The organism is Ruminococcus sp. 8Y-12 (assembly GCF_058119865.1).
The window spans coordinates 806,975-828,840 of sequence record NZ_CM176623.1 but is presented as its reverse complement, the minus strand read 5'-3'; the positions used below and the strand labels follow the sequence as shown (position 1 = coordinate 828,840).

Below are 21,866 nucleotides of genomic sequence, written 5' to 3'. Positions count from 1 at the left end.
GATATATTTTATGGAAAAATGGATTGCAGGGTTATTTTTATTGATTTGTAGTATAACGGATGTACGGAAAAAGGAGATACCCATTTCTGCCGCTGTGGTATTCGGACTAGGAGGGATTGCGGCACAACTGCTGGGACAGATGATGGATGTCAGGTGGTGGATTTTGGGCGGCTTGGCCGGGGCAACGCTTATGGGAATTGGCTGCCTTACCGGAGAGGCCATTGGATATGGGGATGGCCTGGCTGTGGGTGTGGTAGGCATATGGTTGGGCTTGGGGGCGGCTGTGGAGATCCTTTTTGTGGGACTCTGTATGTCTGCTGTGGTCTGTGCGGTTCTGCTGGCAGCCGGGAAAGTTAAAAAGAAACACAGGATTCCCTTTCTGCCTTTTTTGGCAGCCGCATGGGCAGTATGGATGCTGATGGGAAGCGGGGAGGTGGCAGGATGAGGGGGAGCTATACAATTGAGGCAGCTCTTTTGATGACAATTGTGATCCCTGTACTGACAGGGATTCTGTATCTTGGATTTTACCTGCACAACTGCGCTCTGTTAAAATGTGCCGCGTATGAGACAGCCGTGTATGCCAGTCTATACGGGGAAAAGGAAGAGTGCAGGGAACTGGTTGAGAGGAGAAGCAGGGAACTTATCTCAGGCCGGCTTTTGGGGACGCGCGGGGTTTCCGGAAATACATTGGTTGAGGAGGACAGGGTAACGGTTCAATACAAGGGGCAGATGCAGCTTCCGGGACTGGTGATGCGCTACACTTCCGGGTCTGTACTTGAGATAAAGGGGAGCGCAAGTCTGGCCCTGTTAAAACCCGGCAGCACAGTGGTAAGGCTGCGCAGCCTGGAAAAGATTGCGGAGGAAATGAGAAAATGAAGCCAAGATTCCGCCATGACATGGACCGCAACTATATGGTGCTGGAGGCCTCTGAGAGTCTTCAGGGAAATGAATACCAGGTGAGGATGCTGCTGGCAAACGATATTCCCGGATGCCTGAAAGCCCGAATGCGTATGATCGACAATAAAATAGAATTTTTTTACGATATTACTTCAAAACAGCCGGTGGGAAGGATCTATGAGAAAAAAAGGATGGGAAGCGGAGACATCCGTGCACTGGTGGAGGGATTGTACAGGGCGTTTGAGAGCGCCGCTGTTTTTCTTCTGGACGGAAAGTCTTTCCTGCTTGACCCTGGGCTTATGTACATGGATGTAGAGAGCCGGGAATTGTATCTGTGCTATCTTCCGGCCTCTCAGAAGGATGGGGAAGACGCTTTTCGAAAGCTTACAGAGTATATACTCAAAAGACTGGACCACAGGGATGACCAGGCCGTACTTTGGGGATACGCACTATACAGCAAGACAGAGGTGGAGAACTACAGCGCCAGGGAGGCACTTAGAGAGTCTTTGAGGCAGACTTGGGGGTCCGGTAAGGAGCCAGTGGAGAAAGGGCCGGAAAAAGAGTGTAAGGATAAAGGGGAGGAGATAAAAGAACGGGAAAAGAAAGAGGAGGAGAGAGAAAGAGGCAAGGAAAAGGAATGGCAGAAGGAGGAGAAAGGGCGGGAAGAAAATAAAGGAAGCAGGAAGTCTTATAGTGGGAAGAGGACTTGCGATACTGGAAGGAAGGACAACATGACCGGGGGAAGGGCCGGAGAGCGTATGATTCAGTCCGGCGAAGAACAAAATGGTATACAAAGGCCGGGAATATCCATGGGAGGGCACAAAGAGAAAAGAACACAAAAGGGAAAAAGGGGAGAGAGGAGGGGATGGAGAAAAAGCCAGGGAAAAACCCGGAGGAAAAGCAAATGCAGGGCAGGTAGTGGAAGACGATTATGTATTGCTGGAACCGGTATTGTAGTAATTGGAGGAATCTCTGCCCTGGGCCTTCTGGAGATTTTAAGCCTAACACAGACAGGAGGGCTGCTTTTTCTGGCAATCTGTGTGGGTGTGTATTTGTTTATAAATGATGAGAAGCAAGGGGAGCAGCAGGAAAAGCAGAGCAGAGCTTTCATCAAAGAGGAGAAACGTGTCCGGAAAAACATAGTTGATGAGAAAAGAAAGAGTAAGGCAGCCAAGTCTGCGCGAATCCCGGAAGACTCACTTGAGGCAGAGCAGGAACCCTATGAATTTTACGAACAGCCGGAAGAGGATGCGTGGGACATGGAGGAACAGACAAAGGAAGAAAAGGATGTACGGGACATGGGGGAACAGTCAAAGGTGGAAGAGAATGTATCACAGGATGATGCCGGGACAGCCTACGGTCAGACAACAGTCTTGCAGGAGGGTAGCTTTGGCGTATTCCCTGTTCTCATTAGCATTCACCCGGAGATACGGGAGAATATAGTGATGGACCGGGAGCTGCTGGTGATCGGCAAAATGAAGGGTCAGGCTGATATTCTCCTAAATCTTCCGGCTGTGAGCCGCATACATGCCAAACTGGAGCGGAATCCGGAGGGATGTTTTCTCACGGATCTGAATTCTACCAACGGTACCTTTGTAAATGGGGAACGCCTGCAGGCTGATGAATGCAGACAGGTCCGCACAGGGGATGAAATATATTTTGCAGGAGCGGGGTATTACATGAAAATATAAAGAATAAAAAGTAACTATGAAAATAGTAAACAATTATAATAAAATAATTATGAAAAAATGGGAAAAGGATAGGCAAGCCCCAGATCTTTTGATACAATGTGTGTTAACACAGAGATCAAAGGAGTGTGTAACATGGAGGAGATTAAGGATTTTCTGAGATCCAGAACAGTAGTGAACCTTACAATCGTGGCTGCCAATATTCTGGTGTTTTTGATATTGGAGATGGGGGGAAATACCAATGATGTAGAATACATGCTTATGCATGGCGCCAGCTATGCGCCCTGGATTCAGGAGTACGGAGAGTATTACCGGCTCTTTACCTGCATGTTTCTCCACTTTGGCATAGAGCACTTGTTCAACAATATGCTGGTCTTGATCTTTCTGGGGGACACTTTGGAGAGGACCATTGGAAAGTGGAAATACCTTTTGCTCTACCTGGCAGGCGGCGTGGGGGCCAGCCTGATTTCCTATGGGCTTGAGCTCAGAAGCGGGGACTACGCGGCCTCAGCGGGCGCATCCGGTGCGATTTTTGCGGTGGTGGGCGCATTGCTCTATATAGTGATTGTAAACAAGGGACGGCTGGAGGATATAACCGGCAGAAGGCTGCTTCTGATGGCGGGACTTACGATCTTCCAGGGGTTTACCACAATCGGAGTGGACAATGCAGCCCACATCGGCGGACTTGTATGTGGATTTCTTCTGGGGGTTATCCTTTACCGCAGGCCAAGGGAAGTACAATATCAAAGCTAGTACCCTGGTCCGGAGCAGTATGTATAACGATTTTACCCCTGTGCGCGTTTACGATCTGTTTGGTAATGGCAAGCCCAAGTCCGGTACCGCCGGATTTGTGTGTGACAAAAGGCCTAAACAGATCATCCAGGTATTCCGGCGGAATGCCGCAGCCGTTGTCACGGACGGTGATGGTCAGATTAGTTGCATCCGCATGGGCACCCAGGGAGACAAAACCATTTTCAGAGACCGCTTCAAATGCATTGCGCAGAAGATTTAAAAGAGCCTGTCTCAGTTTTACCGGATCAGCGGTGATGGAAGGCAGATCCTCTGCTACATCGATTTTAAAAGTATAATTTTTTGAAACAGCGGCTTTTAGGGAGGCGGCTGTTTCTTTTAACCATTTAGAGGTAGAGAGATGCTCTGGGTGCAGTATCTGACCGTTGTTGTAGGTGGACAGTTCCTCCAGCAGACGTATCAGGTAATTCATGTCTGCCCGCGTCTCATTCCAGAACGCAAAGCCGGTCACCTCAGGGTGCTCCTGTTCAATGAGCTGAAGGGAACTGTTAATGAGGGTGACAGGGTTACGGACCTCATGGGATATCTTTGATATTGCGAATTTCTGATCTTCAATTGTGGCTTCCAGTTGTTTTATGTGGTTGTATTCAGACATTATTGACCTCGTTATTTTTGTTTGCATATATTTATCGACTACATTCTAGCATTGAATATTAAAAATATCAAACGGTTCTTATTGACATAATTTTACAAAAGCATTACCATAAAGCTAACAGTCATTGGCGTGAGGGGAGCCAGGACTGAATTTTTACTGACAAAATATTAGAAGGAGAAGAAAGAATGTGTGATCAGAATTGTATTTTTTGCAAGATCGCCAATGGCGGGATACCATCAGCGACATTGTATGAAGACGATGATTTTCGCGTGATACTGGATCTTGGGCCCGCGTCGAAGGGGCACGCCCTAATCTTACCGAAAGATCATTTCACCAACTTACACGAGCTGCCAGAAGAGCTGACTGCCAAAGCTTTTATTCTGGCAAAAAAAATGGCAGATAAATTAGCAGAGGTATTACAATGTGATGGAATCAATATTGTGCAAAACAACGGAGCACCGGCAGGACAGACAGTTTTTCATTTTCATGTGCATCTTATTCCGCGCTATGAGGGAGATAGTGTTGGAATCACCTGGGAGCCGGGATCTTTATCAGATGATGAGAGAACGGAAATACTCAACAAGTTTAAAAATTAATATTAGGAGAAAAGGATGGAGATAACCAAAGATGAAAAATAAAGTATTCACTATTCTGTACACGGATTACAGACACCTGTTAATGAAAATTGTAGTAGACAGATCTGGCGACAGCGATTTAGCAGAAGAAATATGTCAACAGGCGTTTGTAGCTTTTTATCAAAAGATGGATACAATAGACAAGACATTTTACAAGCCGTGGTTAATGTTAGCAGCAAAGAATGCTGTAATTGATTATCTGAGAAAGAGAAATTTCAGAAGAGAGTTTCCAATGTCAGATTGTCATTTAACGGATTATGAAATTATCACTGAGGATAATACAGAGAGAATTGTAGACCGGATGGTGGATGCACAGCTATCCTTCCGCATTTTGGAAGACTTGAAAAAGACAAATGAAGGCTGGTATCAAGTAATAGAGGCGGTCTGTGTTCAAGAGATGAGACAGGAACAAGCGGCAGAATATCTGCAAGTTACGCCGCAGGTACTCAGAGCTAAGCTGTACAGAGCCAGAAAATATATCCGCAGTAAGTATGAAGATGAGTATCGGGAGTTCTAATAATTTTGGGCTACGGACTCTTCAACAAAATAAGTGAGAATCTCCTACGTTTATAGATGGAGAGAGGAATCACCAAAAACAAGAGTAACGGCAGTGGGGGCATAGAGAAAACGGTATCCCCCACTGACATGAGATCAATCTACGCATCGATAGATGTAGTCGTACCTATAAAATTACCGGGAGTGGATTGAATCAATTAATTCCACAATTTTAGAGATCGCGTCGCTCTGCTCGCTTTTTTCCATAGCAGCAATATAGGCGCTACGGTTTTCATAAAGCTTTAAAATTGTAGGAATCAGGATAGTAGGGGCAAGTTCCTCTTCACTGAGGACCTCGCTGAACCCCTGGTTCTGGAAGGATTCAGCATTTAAGATCTGGTCACCCCTGCTGGCATTGGCGGAGAGCGGGATTAACAGGTTTGGCTTTCGCAGGGCCAGAATCTCGCAGATAGCGTTTGCACCCGCTCTTGACACACATACGTCGGCCAATGCAAAGAGGTTGGCCAGTTCTTTTTTTACGTATTCAAATTGAATATAACCTTCCAGATGATTCAAACTGGTATCCAGTTTATCCTTGCCGCATAGATGGATCACCTGAAAGGTTTTTAATAACTCAGGCAGTACGCCTCGGATAGCATCGTTGACAACTGCTGATCCCTGGCTGCCGCCGATCACCATCAGTACAGGCTTGTTGGCAGTGAAATTGCAGAATTTTAAGGCTTCCAGTTTGCTCCCGTGAAGCAGCTCCTGACGTATGGGGGAACCTGTGAGGACTGCCTTGCCTTCAGGCAAATGTGACATGGTCTCAGGAAAATTGCAGCATATCTTTTCCGCTGAGGGAATGGAGAGTCTGTTGGCAAGACCTGGAGTCATATCAGATTCATGGATAATTACAGGTATATGGCGTTTATGTGCAGATACGACTACAGGGACGGTTACAAAACCTCCCTTTGAAAAAACCACATCTGGTTTTAAGCGCCTCATCAGTTTCCTGGCCTGCCCATAACCTTTTAAAACCTTGAACGGATCCGTGAAGTTTTTTGGATCAAAATAGCGGCGAAGCTTTCCGGAGGAGATGCCATAGTATGGAATGTCCAATTCTTCAATCAGCTTGCGCTCAATTCCGTTGTAGGAGCCAATATAATGAATATCATAATCCAGAGACTTTAATTTGGGTATCAGGGCGATATTCGGAGTGACATGTCCAGCTGTACCGCCGCCGGTTAATACAATTCGTTTCATAATTATTTATCCTCCAAAAAATGTTCTAGTTACATCTTATACTGATATTAAAAAAAGTCAAGAAGGGACTTCTCTAATTCAATGAAAATGGATGATAATCAGAAAAAGAACAACAACAAAATCACGCCCTTCCCTTCTCAAGAGGAAAGGGAAACAGACAAAGAGTTTGATGCCCTTTTCAAAGAGCGTCTTCTTTCTGATGCAGATGCATATGAAAAAGAATTAAACGAAAATCCCGACTTGGCTGACGTCAAAGCCCCCGATGACCTTTTCGAACGGATCGTGGGGGAACTAAAGGAAAAGAACATTTGGGAGGAGGACGAGGAAGCTATCAATGCCGATACGGAGTGGATGAATAAAAGGGTAGAACTTACCAAGGATGAAATCTACAATCTTTTGAGCGATGATGACAGGGCAGCTTTGGAATTAGGACTTAAGGTGCAGGGGAGGAAAAAGTGGAAGAGAGTTGTTAAGTATGGTGGCACTGTGGCAGCGATCTTTATTGGGATGTTTTTGATTAGTATGAGCAGTGATGCTAATAGGATATATTTTACAGGAATAATTAACGCTGTTTTTGGAAGCAGTCTGAAAACAGATATTGGGAGTAATGATAAGACGCTTGAAAGTAATTGGGGAGAAAAAGAAGCATATCAAGAAATACTTGAAAAATTAAATTTGAAAGCTCCTCAGTTGATGTATTATCCGCCTGGGTTTAAATACCATGGTTATCAGATCAATGAAGAAATGAAGAGTGCCACAATTTATTATGACTATAAGGATACAATAGCCACAGTATATATAAGGGATAGTTCTGATAGAAGGGTACGCAATCAGACATTTGACGGAGAGATTATTGATAAAATAACAATAAATATTAGTGATACAGAAGTAGAACTTTGGGAGTCAAAGAATAGTGATGAAAAAAATGCTTATTTGACTCAATTTGTTCATGAAAATACTTATTATGCTATTTGGGGAAAAATAGACAAATTAGAGTTTAGTAAGATGATTGAAAATATAAATTTATAACAAAATTGAAAAAAATATTTAATATTGCGTCACAAAACGGTCACTCATACGTTTTCTTATATGTAATGTAGATTTTTTTTAAGAAAGGAGGAGAGCTAATTTTTAAATTAAAACCCGTATTAACCATACTTATTTTATTTGTTTGTTTTAGTTGTTTTGGGGTTAATGTGCAAGCAGCTGGCCCTAGAGATGGTGAAATAGTAGATGGTTCACTTCTTACCAGTGATTTATCTGCTACAGATAGTTTTCAAGAAGTATCAAGAGGAGCTATCCTTGCTATGGGTTCATCAGAAATAATTAATCGATATAGCGGAGTGATTTATCTAGCAGGGGAGACCTTTGGATACCAAGTCTGTGATAAACTTAAAGTTTTTGTTTATTTAGAGCGGCTTGAGGGGAATGAATGGGTACCTGCGGCACAGAGATTTTACGATAGTGAAAATGCAATTTCGCTATCGGAAGGAGTATATCTGACAGTACCTAAAAATTATTACTATCGTGTAAAAGGATCTCATGCAGCAATTAAAGGTAATGTTACAGAGACAAATACAACAAGAACTAAAGGAATTTATATTGAGTAAGCGTTATATGGGAAATACACAAATATTTTATTTTTATCACCACTCGGCAACTGACCCCTACATTACCTTTTGCCAGCAGTTGATAAAAACCAAAAGCAACACAAGACAAGCAAAATTACAAACTACAAAATTAAAGAACTTTCACAGATAAAGGAAGATCTGTGAAAATATCAAATGATAAGAAGAATCAATAAGATATTTTTTGGAAAAAACGGATAATCTTTTGTCTCGTGGAGGGTAAAGGGGAGAAAACTATGAGAGCAAAATATTTTCGTTTCATGTATCAAAACGTTGAAGGTGGATCAGCACACACATTGAGTGTGGCGGACACTGAAAGAGGGAGCAACTGTAATGTATTCTATGTCAGCAGCCTGAAGGGGACTGCGGGCGCCAATATGAGGCTGGATGACAGATTCCTTTCCTGTTCGGAGACAATCGACCTGCTGGCAGTAGCGGATTTTGAGAAAGCCACGGTGGAACAAGCTCTGAAACTGATGGAGAGCAATCGGGTAGAGAAGGTCATTCTGCCTGACGAAGGAATTGAGGTCGGAAAGGTCAAAGAGGCTTTTCTCTCAAAAGGAGCCAGTCAGGCCATTTCCTTAAAAGCAGGTGAAGTCTTTGAATTCGCCAAAGCCGGCTGGAAGGTGAAGGCCGGATGCTTTGGAAAAGAGACCAGTGCTTCTCTGGTCATGTTCCATGGGCCTGAGGAAAACTCACCTGAGAAGGACGACTGTGTGCTGACAGTGAAGCCTTCCGCGGAATCACTGCCATGTACTGCGTGTGTGGATGGTGTTAACCACAACTGTGGTATGAGATGCGGCCTTTATAATGACTTCGATACCTGCAAGGGACATAATGCAAAGAACAGTGAAGGCTATGTCACCGGAACACTTCTTCTGGGCAACGTGGATCTGACTGCTCATGGCAGTGAGGTTAAGCAGATGTTTGAGGAAGAAAAGAGCGGTGTACGCTTTGTAACATTGCCTAACGGTGGAAGTGGAGAATACATTACAAATAGCTTCTTAAATTGGATTGATACAGTCAACGAAAATGTAAATCGGTACTATTTAGCGCCTTCTGGGGCAGAAGGAAACGGGGAGGCCCTGATGGCAATTTTGAAAAAAGGCCCCAGACACATCCCAGTGCTGACAAACAGCAGATACGGGTTGTGTGCTTCAGGCTTTTTTAAGAAACGTATCTGAGAAACCCCTATCTCATATGAGGAAAGTAGCGTATAATAGTTTATATACGCAAAGGGGGTGTTCCGATGAAACTAACGTTTCTGGGTGCAACACATGAAGTAACTGGCAGCTGCTTTTATCTGGAGGCGTGCAATAGAAGACTATTGATCGACTGTGGAATGGAGCAGGGACCTGACGAATACGAGAATCAGGAGATTCCAGTGAACGCCAGTGACATTGATCTGGTGCTTTTGACACATGCGCACATTGACCATTCCGGAAAGCTGCCGCTGCTGTATCAGCGGGGCTTTCGGGGGCAGATCTTTGCTACAGATGCTACTAAGGATCTGTGCGGGATAATGCTGCGTGACAGTGCGCATATTCAGATGTTTGAGGCAGAGTGGCGCAACCGAAAGGGAAGGCGTGCTGGAAAAGAAGAGTTCATACCTCTCTATGATATGGATGACGCTGAGGGAGCCATCAAGTGCTTTGTGGGCTGTGAATATGATAAAATGATATCCGTAGCTGACGGCATTACCGTTCGCTTTGCGGATGCAGGTCATCTGCTCGGGTCCGCATCCATTGAGGTATGGATAGAGGAAGAAGGCATAGAGAAGAAGATTGTCTTCTCCGGCGATATTGGAAATAAGAATCAGCCGTTGATCAGAGATCCTCATTATCTTAGAGAGGCTGATTATGTGGTGATGGAATCCACCTATGGCGACAGAAGCCATGGAGATCTGCCCGATTATGTGACAGAGCTGGCCTCCATTATTCAGCAGACTTTTGACCGTGGAGGAAATTTGGTGATACCTTCGTTTGCTGTAGGCAGAACCCAGGAATTACTGTATTTTATCCGCAAGATAAAGGAGGATGGACTGGTAAAGAACCACGGCGATTTTGCGGTTTATGTGGATAGTCCTCTGGCTATAGAGGCAACCCATATTTTTATGGAACACATGTATGATGACTTTGACGATGAGGCACTGGAACTGGTTCATAGGGGAATCAATCCCATCGGTTTTAGCGGCCTCAGGACTTCTGTGACCAGTGACGAGTCCAAACAGATCAATTTTGATCAACAGCCAAAGGTCATTGTGTCCGCCAGCGGAATGTGTGAAGCTGGCCGTATCAAACACCATTTAAAGCACAATCTTTGGAGGGAAGAGTGCACCGTGCTCTTTGTAGGCTACCAGGCCTATGGCACCTTGGGAAGGGCTTTGTTGGAAGGTGCCACCAAAGTGAAACTCTTTGGCGAAGAGATTGAGGTTAGGGCCAAGATACGCAGGCTCGGAGGTATCAGCGGGCATGCGGACAATGAGGGACTGATGGACTGGATGCGTGCGATGGAGAAAAAGCCTCAAAAGGTATTTATTGTACACGGCGAGGATGGTGTCTGTGATCTCTTTGCAGAGCGTTTGGGAAGAGAACTGGGGCTGGATGCGATGGCGCCGTACAGCGGAACCATCTATGATCTGGCAAGGAATGTGTTCATAAAAGAAGAAGTACCCGTAAAGGTTCAGAAGACAGAAGCACTGACCAAAATTCCAAAGGCTGCCAGGGGCAATACCGTCTATTCCAGACTTTGGGCTGCAGGCCAGCGTCTGCTCACAGTGATCCGCCACAATGAGGGCGGAGCCAATAAAGATCTGGCGAAATTTGCTGACCAGATTGACTCCATGTGTGACAAGTGGGACCGATAAGGGAAATGCCAAAAAGAAAATAATTCGGAACCTATATTTATAACAAAAACCACCCCGGCATCTTGTGCCTGGGGTGGTTTTGTTATATGATCTGTTTCACATCTACGTGTAATTCTATGTTAAGATGCGTCTTTTTGTTTTCGTATTTTTCTGTGATTCTGTTCAGTGCCACGTGACAGCCCCTTTCGTTGGGCACAGTGAGAATCAAGGAGAGCTGTGAGATGCTGGACTGTGTGAATACATCGTTGCTTCGCAGATTCTTGGAGAGCACAGCGTAAAGGGTATCCATCTCTTCACGGATATCTGTTGTAAAGATACCGTCATTTTTGGTGTCGAACAAAGTGAGAAGCACCAGATAACGCCGGCTCTGTGAACGCCTTGCAGAGCGAAGATTGATCTGGTAGATATTTTTAAAGATGTCAAAATTACAGTAAAAGCTGCCCTTCTGCGGTGTATCCACGCGCAGGGTTTCCTCCAGGGTATCCATACTCAGATTGCTGTTGGGCAGGGCGTGTACCAGCTGTTTGTAAATATCCTGCAGAGAATCTGTGATATCTATCCCGTATTTCTGCGAGAAGAGTTCTGTAATGTTGTGGTAATATTCAATGGCTGGCTGTATACGCCCCATTTTAAGCAAAGCACAGAGCTTTTCTCTGTGAAAGGGTTCGTCAGAGGGCTCCAGCTCAATCGCACGATCGCACAGCTGCAGGATTTCGTCATAGCTGCTGTAAATTTCCAGGTAATTAATCATGGACAGGGCGCACTTGGTAAACAGACGGTGGTAGTATACACTGCGGTACATTACCCACTCTTCCCCGGACTGGAGAGGGAGAAAGGCACCTTTATAGAGATTCAGAACCTTCTGACTATATTCATAACGCTTTGCGGGGTTTTCCTCACGCTGTGCCAGATTGTAATACATCTCAAACTCATATATATCGATTTCACACGGGATCTGCGGGTTCCACACATAGGCATTTTGTACCAGCATGATGCACTCTTCATTCCCATCCGGAAAAAAATTTGCCATCTCCTTACGCGCCCGATATACCAGATTTCGCAGGGCACCTGCTGGCTTGTTGCAGGTATCGCCGGGCCAGAGTATTTCCATGAGCTTCTGCTTTGAAACCTTTGTATCTTTGTTTGCGATCAGGTAGGATAGCAGCATCTGAACCTGCATGCTGTTGCTCGTGGTAGAAACCATACTATAGTATTTATTTGAAATCGAAAACTCTCCAAACATTTGAATTTTCAATGTGTCATCCAAGTTTATTCCCCCTTATACCAACCTTACGCGTCAAAATAAATCCTTTTTTGCATTTATATCTTAACGAACAACCGTCGCAAATTAGTTTCCAATATATAAAGATGAGGAAAAAATGAAAAAAGGTCATATTTTGTCTTAGTAAACTATAGCAGACTGCGTAAAAAGATTCAATAAGTTCTTCAGAAAATGGCTGTTTTTTGCATATTTTGGCAGTAGTTTGCATGAGTGGTTTGGATATGGAAGCAAATCAAAGATGCGAAAGAAAAGGGAAGGGCTTCCCCAAGGCGCAAAGCCTGCGGGTAGTCCTCCCCTCTGAGGCAGGGTTCCATGAATTATGGAATCTGTGGTTATTTTGATATTTCTCTCAGGGCCTTTGCCAGCTGGTCCGGGCAGGAGGTGGGGCGTGGGCCGCACTTGATTCCCTCCAGCTTTGCGATGGCCTCGGACGCCTTCATTCCCTCCACCAGCCTGGCTACGCCCTGAGTGTTGCCGGAACAGCCTCCGATAAAATCTACTTTTTTGATGGTGTCCCCGTCCATGTCTATGTGGATTGCCTGGGAGCAGACACCATGCGTTTTGTATGTTGTTACCATATTCATACCTCCTTTGTTGGTTTTGATTATAGCAGACTAAGGCGGAGGGTGCAATAACCTCATTGCCAAAGGCGATTTTGCATGGATTCATGCATGTTACTGTGAACGTGTAAACAGTAATGTACAATCCCGAAAAATGCCTTGACTTTTGGGGATTTTCGCATATATAATAATACACAAACCTATCCGTGCCTGCCGGATAACCGGAAAGGGGCCATGGGTAGGAAAAGAGTAAAACGACGGTGAGAAAGACAGTATATTTATTTGAAAGTTACAGAGAGCCGGGGGCGGTGGAAGCCTGGTATGAGTAGGATAAGTAGAAGATCACTTTTGAGTCGCAGGCTGAAGCGGAGGCACAGACGCATCCGATAGTAGGCTCTGACGGTTTTCCCCCGTTACAGGGAACGCGTATGATAGTATGTTGTAACAGGTGGTTAACGGAAGCTTTTACCCCGTCCTAGTTCAGGGCGGGGTTTTTTATTACACAGAAACGTCCTTTGGACTTCTCTGTGCAGCAAAAAACGCTAAGGAGGGAATGTCATGTTGTATGAAAAGGTATCGACAAATTTAAACTTTGTTGACCGGGAAAAGGAAACAGAAAAATTTTGGGCAGATAACCATATTTTTGAGAAGAGTATCAAAGAACGGGAGGGGTGTGAGACTTACACCTTCTATGACGGACCGCCCACAGCCAACGGAAAGCCTCATATCGGCCATGTGCTGACGCGCGTGATTAAGGATATGATTCCAAGGTATCAGACCATGAAGGGTAAGATGGTTCCCAGAAAGGCAGGATGGGATACACACGGGCTTCCGGTGGAGCTGGAAGTGGAGAAGATGCTGGGCCTGGATGGCAAGGAGCAGATTGAAGAGTACGGTCTGGAGCCGTTTATCAAGCACTGCAAGGACAGTGTGTGGAAGTATAAGGGAATGTGGGAGGACTTTTCCGCCACTGTGGGTTTTTGGGCGGATATGGATCATCCCTATGTCACCTATGAGAATAATTTTATTGAGTCTGAGTGGTGGGCATTAAAACAAATCTGGGAAAAGGGGCTGCTCTACAAGGGATATAAGATCGTGCCCTACTGTCCCCGGTGCGGGACGCCTCTGTCCAGCCATGAGGTTGCCCAGGGATACAAGGATGTGAAGGAGCGCTCTGCCATTGCCCGTTTTAAGGTGAAGGGGGAGGACGCTTATATCCTGGCGTGGACCACAACGCCCTGGACCCTCCCGTCTAATGTGGCTCTCTGTGTAAATCCCCAGGAGACTTATGTAAAAGTGAGCTCAGAGGATGGAAAAACTTACTATCTGGCACAGGCACTCTGCGACAAGGTTCTGGGAGAGGGCGCTTATGAGGTTCTGGAGACCTATGTGGGCAAAGACCTGGAATACAAGGAGTATGAGCCTTTGTTCCCCTTTGTGGAGCTGAAGAAAAAGGCGTACTTCGTGACCTGTGACACCTACGTTACACTGACAGACGGTACCGGAGTGGTACACATTGCCCCCGCCTTTGGTGAGGACGACTCTAAGGTGGGCAGGAAATATGACCTTCCATTTTTACAGTTGGTGGACAGTAAAGGCGAGATGACGGAGGACACACCCTGGAAGGGGACTTTCTGCAAGAAGGCAGATCCTCTGATTCTGAAGGATCTGAAGGAAAGAGGTCTGCTGTTTTCGGCGCCACAGTTTGAGCACAGCTATCCCCATTGTTGGCGCTGCGATACGCCGCTGATCTACTATGCGCGTGAATCCTGGTTTATCAACATGACGGCTGTAAAAGATGATCTGATCCGCAATAACAATACGATCAATTGGATTCCTGAGAGCATTGGTAAAGGCCGCTTTGGGGACTGGCTGGAAAATGTGCAGGACTGGGGCATCAGCAGGAACCGCTATTGGGGTACGCCGCTGAATGTCTGGGAGTGTGAGTGCGGGCATATGCACTCTGTCGGAAGCATTGAGGAGCTCAAAAGTATGTCGGACAACTGCCCAGGGGATATTGAACTGCACCGCCCATTTATTGACGCGGTGACCATCAAATGTCCCGAGTGTGGCAAGGAGATGCACCGGGTTCCGGAGGTGATTGACTGCTGGTTTGATTCAGGGGCAATGCCTTTTGCGCAGCACCACTATCCCTTTGAGAACAAGGAGCTGTTTGAGCAGCAGTTCCCTGCAAACTTTATCTCTGAGGCTGTGGATCAGACGAGAGGCTGGTTTTACTCTCTGCTGGCAATTTCAACGCTGATATTTAACAAAGCACCCTATAAGAATGTTATCGTCCTGGGGCATGTGCAGGATGAAAATGGACAGAAGATGAGTAAATCCAAGGGGAATGCGGTAGATCCCTTTGACGCTCTGGATACCTACGGAGCGGATGCGATCCGCTGGTATTTCTATATCAACAGTGCACCCTGGCTGCCCAACCGCTTCCATGGCAAGGCGGTTACGGAGGGGCAGCGGAAGTTTATGGGAACGCTTTGGAATACTTATGCATTCTTTGTGCTGTACGCGAATATAGATGAATTTGACGCTACGAAGTTTGAACTGGACTACGACAAGCTGTCTGTAATGGACAAGTGGCTGCTCTCTAAGATGAACAGCATGATCCAGAATGTAGACGACAGCCTGGGCAGTTACCGGATTCCGGAGGCAGCAAGAGCGCTTCAGGAGTTTGTGGATGACATGAGCAACTGGTATGTGCGCCGCAGCCGTGAGCGGTTCTGGGCAAAGGGGATGGAGCAGGATAAGATTAATGCTTACATGACCCTGTACACGGCCCTGGTGAATGTGAGCAAGGCGGCGGCTCCCATGATACCATTTATGACGGAGGATATTTATCGGAATCTGGTGTGCAGAATCGATAAGTCTGCTCCGGAGAGTGTGCACTTGTGTGACTTCCCCAAGGCGGATACAGCCCGGATTGACAGGGAGCTGGAGGCCAATATGGATGAGGTGCTGAAGGTAGTTGTGATGGGGCGTGCCTGCAGAAATGCGGCCAACATTAAGAACAGACAGCCCATCGGCAATATGTTTGTGAAGGCTTTTGCCCCGCTGCCCCAGTTCTTTACGGATATTATTCGTGAGGAGCTGAATACCAAAAAAGTGACCTTTACAGAGGATGTGAGGGCATTTACATCCTACAGTTTCAAACCGCAGCTGAAGACTGTGGGACCCAAGTACGGGAAATTGCTGGGAGGCATCCGCCAGGCACTTCCGGCCCTGGACGGAAATGCTGCTATGGATGAGCTGAAGGCCAGCGGCAGTATTAAGCTTGACATTCAGGGAACCGAGGTTGTATTATTAGAGGAAGATTTGCTCATTGACACAGCCCAGACAGAGGGATATGAGTCCCAGCAGGAAGGCGGGATCACGGTTGTGCTGGATACAAACCTGACTCCCGAACTGATTGAGGAGGGATTTGTGCGTGAGCTGATCAGTAAGGTCCAGACCATGCGTAAGGAAGCTGACTTTGAAGTAACGGACCGAATCATTATTTATGCATCAGGAAATCAGAAGATTGAAGATATCCTGAACACACACGCAGAGAAAATCAAATCTGAAGTTTTGGCAGATGACATCACTTTAGGGACTGCGGATGGCTATGTGAAGGAATGGAACATCAATGGCGAGACAGTGACCATGGGCGTAAAAAAGCAAAACTAACTCAAACAGGCGTGTGTGGGGGTGCACGTCTGCACAAGGAGGATTTGAATGTTAAAGAAGTTCGACAAGAAGGCATTTATTGCCGAGGTAAAGGACAATGTAAAGGCGCTTTACCGCAAGACGATTGACGAGGCAACCCAGCAGCAGGTGTTTCAGGCGGTATCTTACGCAGTGAAGGACGCGATTATTGACAATTGGCTGGAAACACAGGCCCAGTATGAGAAAGATGATCCAAAGACCGTGTACTATATGTCCATGGAATTTTTGATGGGGCGCGCTCTGGGAAACAATATGATCAATCTGGGAGATTACGATGAGATTAAGGAGGCTCTGGATGAGCTGGGCTTTGATTTAAATGTAATTGAAGATCAGGAGCCGGATGCAGCGCTTGGAAACGGCGGACTGGGACGTCTGGCTGCCTGCTTCCTGGACTCTCTTGCCACTTTGGGCTACAGTGCATATGGCTGTGGCATTCGGTACCGTTACGGTATGTTTAAGCAGAAGATTGAGGATGGGTATCAGGTAGAGATCCCTGATAACTGGCTGAAGGACGGGAATCCTTTTGAGCTGCGCCGCCCGGAATATGCCAAGGAAGTGAAATTTGGCGGATACGTGCAGGTGGAGTATGATTCTGCCGCTCGCAGAAACCGGTTTATCCAGAAGGGATACCAGTCTGTACGCGCGGTACCCTATGATATTCCCATAGTAGGATATAAAAATAAGATTGTTAACACGCTCCGCGTATGGGATGCGGAACCGATCTCTGACTTCCAGCTGGACTCCTTTAACAAAGGCGAGTACATGAAGGCTGTGGAGCAGGAGAACCTGGCAAAGAATATTGTGGAGGTGCTTTACCCTGCAGATGAGCACTATGCAGGCAAGGAACTGCGCCTGAAACAGCAGTATTTCTTTATCTCCGCAAGTGTCCAGGCAGCGATTGAAAAATACAAGAAGAAACACAGCGATATCCATAAATTTTACGAGAAGGCGACCTTCCAGCTCAACGATACCCACCCAACAGTGGCAGTGGCGGAGCTGATGCGCATCCTTCTGGATGAGGAAGGACTGGAGTGGGATGAGGCATGGGAGATTACTACAAAGACCTGTGCTTATACGAACCACACTATTATGGCAGAGGCTCTGGAAAAATGGCCGATTGAGCTGTTTTCCAGACTGCTTCCCCGTATCTATCAGATTATTGAGGAGATCAACCGCAGATTCATAGAGGACATCAAGGCAAAGTATCCCGGTAATCAGGAGAAGATCAATAAGATGGCGATCATCTTCAACGGACAGGTGAAGATGGCTCATCTGGCCATTGCAGCAGGTTATTCCGTCAACGGTGTGGCGCGTCTGCACACAGAGATTCTGAAGAATCAGGAGCTGAGAGACTTCTATGAGATGATGCCGGAGAAATTTAATAATAAGACCAACGGTATTACCCAGAGAAGATTCCTGCTCCATGCGAATCCACTGCTGTCAAGCTGGGTGACAGGGCATATCGGAGATGACTGGATTACAGATCTCTCCAAGATTTCCGGACTGAAACTCTACGCCGATGACAAAAAGGCACAGCAGGAGTTTATGAACATCAAATATCAGAACAAAGTGCGCCTGGCAAAATACATTAAAGAGCACAATGGAGTGGATGTAGACCCGCGTTCTATCTTTGATGTGCAGGTTAAGAGACTTCATGAGTATAAGCGTCAGCTGCTCAACATTCTCCATGTGATGCATCTGTACAATACCATCAAGGATCACCCGGAGATGGATTTCTACCCCAGAACATTTATCTTTGGCGCTAAGGCAGCGGCAGGTTACCGACGTGCGAAGCTGACGATCAAGCTGATCAATGCAGTTGCGGAGGTTATCAACAATGACCAGTCCATCAAGGGCAAGCTGAAGGTTGTCTTTATAGAGGACTACCGGGTATCCAACGCAGAGATTATCTTTGCGGCAGCGGACGTGTCTGAGCAGATCTCCACAGCCAGCAAGGAGGCTTCAGGAACAGGAAACATGAAGTTTATGCTCAACGGAGCGCCCACGCTGGGCACCATGGATGGTGCCAATGTGGAGATTGTTGAGGAAGTGGGAGAGGAGAATGCCTTTATCTTCGGCCTTTCCTCCGATGAGGTGATCAACTACGAGAAAAATGGTGGTTATCATCCCATGGATTACTTTAATAACGACCAGGATATCCGCCGTGTGCTGATGCAGCTTATCAACGGTGAATATGCACCGGATGATCCCGAGCGTTTCCGCGATATTTACGATTCCCTGCTGAATACAAACAGTAGTGCGAAGGCGGATACCTATTTTATACTGGCAGACTTCAAACCTTATGCCGAGGCTCAGAAACGGGTTGAGGAAGCATACAGGGATGAAGAAAGATGGGCTAAAATGGCAATCCTGAATGTGGCGTGCAGCGGGAAGTTTACGGCTGACAGAACCATCCAGCAGTATGTGGATGAGATATGGCATCTGGATAAAGTAACCGTACAATAAAATACTTGTCAATTTCGACCGGGTCATTTTCGGAAATGACCCGGTCGTTTTTCAAAAATGACCCGGTCAAAATGGAGATTTTTATGAATAATATACAAAAGTTTATGAGAGATAATGCTTTGAATATAGGATTTGCACATACAGCATTTCTCCCTGTAAGAAAGCTCGTTTTTGTGGAAAAGTATAGAATATACTGCGAGGAGAATGTCTGCGGCAATTACAATAAGCTCCCCAACTGTCCCCCCAAGTGCGGAACGGTTCAGGAGATGAGGGAGAGGGCGGGCCAGTTTACCACTGCGCTGATTATGCAGTCTGTCTGGGATTTGGAGGACTATGGTGATACAAAGGCTATCAAGGCTATGAAAGGCCGTCACAACCTTATGACAAGAGAATTGACAGATAAAGTGAAAGAGCAGGGAATAACCGGCCTCACAATGTCTGCCGGCCCCACTGCCCAGGACTGCTGTATGTCCGCTTACTGTGTGGATGCTGCCAGGATGGCAGCGGATTGTGGTATGGTTTATTGGATGCCAGAAGGTAAAATTTCATTTTTTAGTCAATTTTTGTTTAACGAATGATTTATACGCTGTCAAAGAAAAAGAAATTAGTGGTGTTGATGCTGATGGAGACCGGAGGATGATCCAGCTTATGCTTGATTTCAAAGATGATTTTACGTATAGCATCGTAATACTGTGTGCTGCTGTCTGTAAAAGCAGGATTTCTTGTTGTGGTTAGACGTATGGTCTTACCGTTTGTACAACCGCTGTTCATGTTGTATATAAGGTCAGCTTCCTCCACAACAGCATCAATATAGCACCCGCCGTGGTTACATTCTTTTGAGGCTGCCGCACGCCATAAGTCCATGATTGTATCTTTGGTAAAGCTCTTTTCATCTATGCTGTAAAAATTAATTAAATAACGTTCAGTTACCATAAGATTCTTTATATAATCCTTTTTTATTAATATATTCAGGAAATTTCTTGCAGGTTCATGTATTGGCTCCCCGGTAATGATTTATATATTAAAAATATTAAAGGATTTATCAATTTTTGTGGACAGCATGTCATAGAATAATAAGAAAAAGGATATGCTGAATATGAGAAAAACGGCGCAGACCTTTCTGACAGCAGTTTTGCTGATACTAGTGTTGCCATATATGATCACTAATTTCTTTTCCGGTAAAGAAAGGGACAGTTATGTGGTGCAGACAGCCACAGAGGACTTTATCTCTATACGCCAGGGGGAGGCCATACAGGAGGTCTCTTTTGAGGATTATGTGATGGGCGTGGCGGCAACGCAGATTGATGGAAACACCCAGCCCGAGGCTTTGAAAGCCCAGATGGTTTTGGCGAGAACGGAACTGAAAAAGCAGCTGGAGGACAATCCCGGGGAGCTTTTGTCTGAGCCGTACATAACCCTGGAGGAGCTTGAGGAACGGGGAACCGCCCAGGCCATGATGCAGGCTGCAGAGGCAACTATGGGGCAGGTGTTGACCTATGAGGGCGGACTTATTCATGCTCCCTTTCACGCCGTCAGCAGCGGCACCACCCGGTCAGGGGAGGAGGCGTTCGGAAAAGGGAAGTATGAGTGGCTTTCCTCCGTTGCCAGCCACCAGGATGTTGAGGCAGAGCGCTATTTGGACGTACAATTCCTGCGCCCTTCGCAGGTAAGGAATGCCATCTCACAAGCCGGTCCGGATATCCTTGCAGAGGGCGATCTGGCGGATCAGATAGAGGTGATTAAGAGAGACAGCGGAGACTATGTAGAGCAGGTCCGGGTGGGAAATACCCAGATGTCCGGTGAAAAGTTCCGTAGTCTGCTGAACCTCAATTCCAGCTGCTTTTATATTGAGGAAGATCAGAAGGGGATTCGGATTACTACAAAGGGGTTGGGGCATGGTCTGGGTATGAGCCAGTATGGGGCCGAAAGCCTGGCGGAATCGGGAAAAACCTATGTTCAGATTTTACAATATTACTTTCCGAAATGTATAATTGTATAGCTTTTGGAAATGCTATAGTTGAACTAATTGACTATAGTATGAGGTGAAGATTATGCAGAATAAGGATGGAAAGAAATTTACAAGAAAAAAAGGGGCTATGCTGATACTTAGCCTCTGTCTGGTGGGGGGAGCGGCGTTTACTACATTTTACACCATGAACCGCGCAGAAAAAGCAAAAGAGGAACAGGAACAGCTGGTTGACTTAAATGAGGAGGCCAGGCAAGAGGATGCAGAAGAGGAAGATGCGGCAAAAGCCACAGAACAGGAGACGGATGCACAGCGCGTAAACAACGCGGACGCTCAGGCTGACCTGCCCCTGGCCAATGAGATGGATGTGGACCCCGCCAGCTTTCCTCAGGAGGAGGAGACGGATCTGAGTGCTGAGGCAGAGAATGAGACCGAAGCCAGTGTGGATGCCTCCTCAGCCAATATCCAGCCAACCGTAGCGTATGATGACAGCGTACCGCTGACCTGGCCGGTTGCGGGAAATGTGGTGGTCGATTACAGTATGGATGCCACTGTCTATTTTCCAACTCTGGACCAGTACAAATACAGCCCCTCTCTGATCATCGGCGCGGATGTTGGATCACAGGTGGTAGCCTCCACAAAGGGAATCGTAGAGTCTGTTGATGTCAATGAGGAGACAGGCACTACTGTGACACTCAATATTGGAAATAACTATGAGCTGGTTTACGGACAGTTAAAAGAAGTAACAGTAGCTGTAGGTAACACTGTGGAGACAGGGCAACTGCTGGGCTATGTGAGCGAGCCTACAAAATACTACTGTGAAGAGGGAAGCAATCTCTACTTCCAGGTGATGAAGGATGGAGAGCCTGCAGATCCCTTCCTGTATCTGGAGTAAGTAAAAACTATTTTGTTTCTTGCACCAAAAACGAAAAGTGGAGTATACTATAGAGAGGGAAGGAAATCCCCGCAATCGAAATTCTTTTACAGTGTATTTT

20 protein-coding genes are annotated in these 21,866 nt (G+C 46.2%); 15 read left to right on the top strand and 5 right to left on the bottom strand.

Features of this window, described 5'->3' with window-relative positions; genetic code table 11:
- Positions 1–10: 10 nt before the first annotated feature.
- The 4 genes from AC0THY_RS02985 to AC0THY_RS02970 all read left to right on the top strand — a co-directional run bounded on the left by AC0THY_RS02985 (position 11) and on the right by AC0THY_RS02970 (position 3,338).
- Complete coding sequence (locus AC0THY_RS02985; RefSeq protein WP_489992989.1) at positions 11–445, top strand: prepilin peptidase; 435 nt, start codon at positions 11–13, stop codon at positions 443–445.
- Positions 442–876, top strand: a complete 435-nt coding sequence (locus tag AC0THY_RS02980) for a TadE family protein (RefSeq protein ID WP_489992988.1) — start codon at positions 442–444, stop codon at positions 874–876. Before AC0THY_RS02985 ends, AC0THY_RS02980 begins: the two co-directional genes overlap by 4 nt.
- Entirely contained in the window at positions 873–2,588 is a 1,716-nt protein-coding gene (locus tag AC0THY_RS02975; protein WP_489992987.1) for a DUF6382 domain-containing protein, read from the top strand. Before AC0THY_RS02980 ends, AC0THY_RS02975 begins: the two co-directional genes overlap by 4 nt.
- A gap of 132 nt (positions 2,589–2,720) precedes the next feature.
- Complete coding sequence (locus tag AC0THY_RS02970) at positions 2,721–3,338, top strand: rhomboid family intramembrane serine protease (protein ID WP_489992986.1); 618 nt, start codon at positions 2,721–2,723, stop codon at positions 3,336–3,338.
- On the opposite strand, the gene AC0THY_RS02965 is transcribed toward AC0THY_RS02970, so the two are convergent.
- Positions 3,295–3,990 (bottom strand): sensor histidine kinase, encoded by a 696-nt coding sequence (locus AC0THY_RS02965; protein ID WP_489992985.1) that lies wholly within the window; start codon positions 3,988–3,990, stop codon positions 3,295–3,297. The genes AC0THY_RS02970 and AC0THY_RS02965 overlap by 44 nt on opposite strands.
- 185 nt (positions 3,991–4,175) lie before the next feature.
- Here AC0THY_RS02965 and AC0THY_RS02960 point away from each other — a divergent pair, with 185 nt between their 5' ends.
- Together AC0THY_RS02960 and AC0THY_RS02955 are read left to right on the top strand one after the other, a co-directional pair.
- On the top strand, positions 4,176–4,586 hold the full coding sequence (locus AC0THY_RS02960) for an HIT family protein (protein ID WP_489992984.1): 411 nt from the start codon (positions 4,176–4,178) through the stop codon (positions 4,584–4,586).
- Between the two features lie 31 nt (positions 4,587–4,617).
- Entirely contained in the window at positions 4,618–5,142 is a 525-nt protein-coding gene (locus AC0THY_RS02955; protein WP_489992983.1) for an RNA polymerase sigma factor, read from the top strand.
- A gap of 173 nt (positions 5,143–5,315) precedes the next feature.
- On the opposite strand, the gene murG is transcribed toward AC0THY_RS02955, so the two are convergent.
- Entirely contained in the window at positions 5,316–6,383 is a 1,068-nt protein-coding gene (gene murG, locus AC0THY_RS02950; RefSeq protein ID WP_489992982.1) for an undecaprenyldiphospho-muramoylpentapeptide beta-N-acetylglucosaminyltransferase, read from the bottom strand.
- Positions 6,384–6,464: 81 nt separating this feature from the next.
- Here murG and AC0THY_RS02945 point away from each other — a divergent pair, with 81 nt between their 5' ends.
- From AC0THY_RS02945 to AC0THY_RS02930, 4 genes are all read left to right on the top strand, one after another.
- Complete coding sequence (locus AC0THY_RS02945) at positions 6,465–7,412, top strand: DUF4367 domain-containing protein (protein ID WP_489992981.1); 948 nt, start codon at positions 6,465–6,467, stop codon at positions 7,410–7,412.
- A 167-nt stretch (positions 7,413–7,579) separates the two neighbouring features.
- Positions 7,580–7,993, top strand: a complete 414-nt coding sequence (locus AC0THY_RS02940) for a DUF6147 family protein (RefSeq protein WP_489992980.1) — start codon at positions 7,580–7,582, stop codon at positions 7,991–7,993.
- A 254-nt stretch (positions 7,994–8,247) separates the two neighbouring features.
- Positions 8,248–9,195, top strand: coding sequence for a hypothetical protein (locus AC0THY_RS02935; RefSeq protein WP_489992979.1), 948 nt, complete (start codon positions 8,248–8,250; stop codon positions 9,193–9,195).
- Positions 9,196–9,260: 65 nt separating this feature from the next.
- Entirely contained in the window at positions 9,261–10,877 is a 1,617-nt protein-coding gene (locus tag AC0THY_RS02930) for an MBL fold metallo-hydrolase RNA specificity domain-containing protein (protein WP_489992978.1), read from the top strand.
- An 82-nt stretch (positions 10,878–10,959) separates the two neighbouring features.
- Here the strand turns inward: AC0THY_RS02930 and AC0THY_RS02925 are convergent, their stop codons facing one another.
- Both AC0THY_RS02925 and AC0THY_RS02920 read right to left on the bottom strand, forming a co-directional pair.
- Positions 10,960–12,144 (bottom strand): AfsR/SARP family transcriptional regulator, encoded by a 1,185-nt coding sequence (locus AC0THY_RS02925; RefSeq protein ID WP_489992977.1) that lies wholly within the window; start codon positions 12,142–12,144, stop codon positions 10,960–10,962.
- A gap of 347 nt (positions 12,145–12,491) precedes the next feature.
- Complete coding sequence (locus AC0THY_RS02920; RefSeq protein WP_489992976.1) at positions 12,492–12,737, bottom strand: TIGR03905 family TSCPD domain-containing protein; 246 nt, start codon at positions 12,735–12,737, stop codon at positions 12,492–12,494.
- 540 nt (positions 12,738–13,277) lie between these two features.
- Here AC0THY_RS02920 and ileS point away from each other — a divergent pair.
- The 3 genes from ileS (at position 13,278) to AC0THY_RS02905 (ending at position 19,483) form a co-directional block, all read left to right on the top strand.
- On the top strand, positions 13,278–16,400 hold the full coding sequence (gene ileS / locus AC0THY_RS02915) for an isoleucine--tRNA ligase (RefSeq protein WP_489992975.1): 3,123 nt from the start codon (positions 13,278–13,280) through the stop codon (positions 16,398–16,400).
- 48 nt (positions 16,401–16,448) lie between these two features.
- Positions 16,449–18,905, top strand: a complete 2,457-nt coding sequence (locus AC0THY_RS02910; protein ID WP_489992974.1) for a glycogen/starch/alpha-glucan phosphorylase — start codon at positions 16,449–16,451, stop codon at positions 18,903–18,905.
- Between the two features lie 83 nt (positions 18,906–18,988).
- Positions 18,989–19,483 (top strand): DUF2284 domain-containing protein, encoded by a 495-nt coding sequence (locus AC0THY_RS02905; RefSeq protein ID WP_489992973.1) that lies wholly within the window; start codon positions 18,989–18,991, stop codon positions 19,481–19,483.
- A 1-nt stretch (position 19,484) separates the two neighbouring features.
- On the opposite strand, the gene AC0THY_RS02900 is transcribed toward AC0THY_RS02905, so the two are convergent.
- A complete protein-coding gene (locus AC0THY_RS02900; RefSeq protein ID WP_489992972.1) occupies positions 19,485–19,838 on the bottom strand; it encodes a hypothetical protein in 354 nt (117 codons plus the stop codon).
- A 163-nt stretch (positions 19,839–20,001) separates the two neighbouring features.
- Between AC0THY_RS02900 and AC0THY_RS02895 the strand changes: the two genes are divergently transcribed.
- Together AC0THY_RS02895 and AC0THY_RS02890 are read left to right on the top strand one after the other, a co-directional pair.
- Complete coding sequence (locus AC0THY_RS02895) at positions 20,002–20,904, top strand: SpoIID/LytB domain-containing protein (protein ID WP_489992971.1); 903 nt, start codon at positions 20,002–20,004, stop codon at positions 20,902–20,904.
- A 52-nt stretch (positions 20,905–20,956) separates the two neighbouring features.
- On the top strand, positions 20,957–21,766 hold the full coding sequence (locus AC0THY_RS02890) for a peptidoglycan DD-metalloendopeptidase family protein (protein WP_489992970.1): 810 nt from the start codon (positions 20,957–20,959) through the stop codon (positions 21,764–21,766).
- The last annotated feature ends 100 nt before the right edge of the window (positions 21,767–21,866 follow it).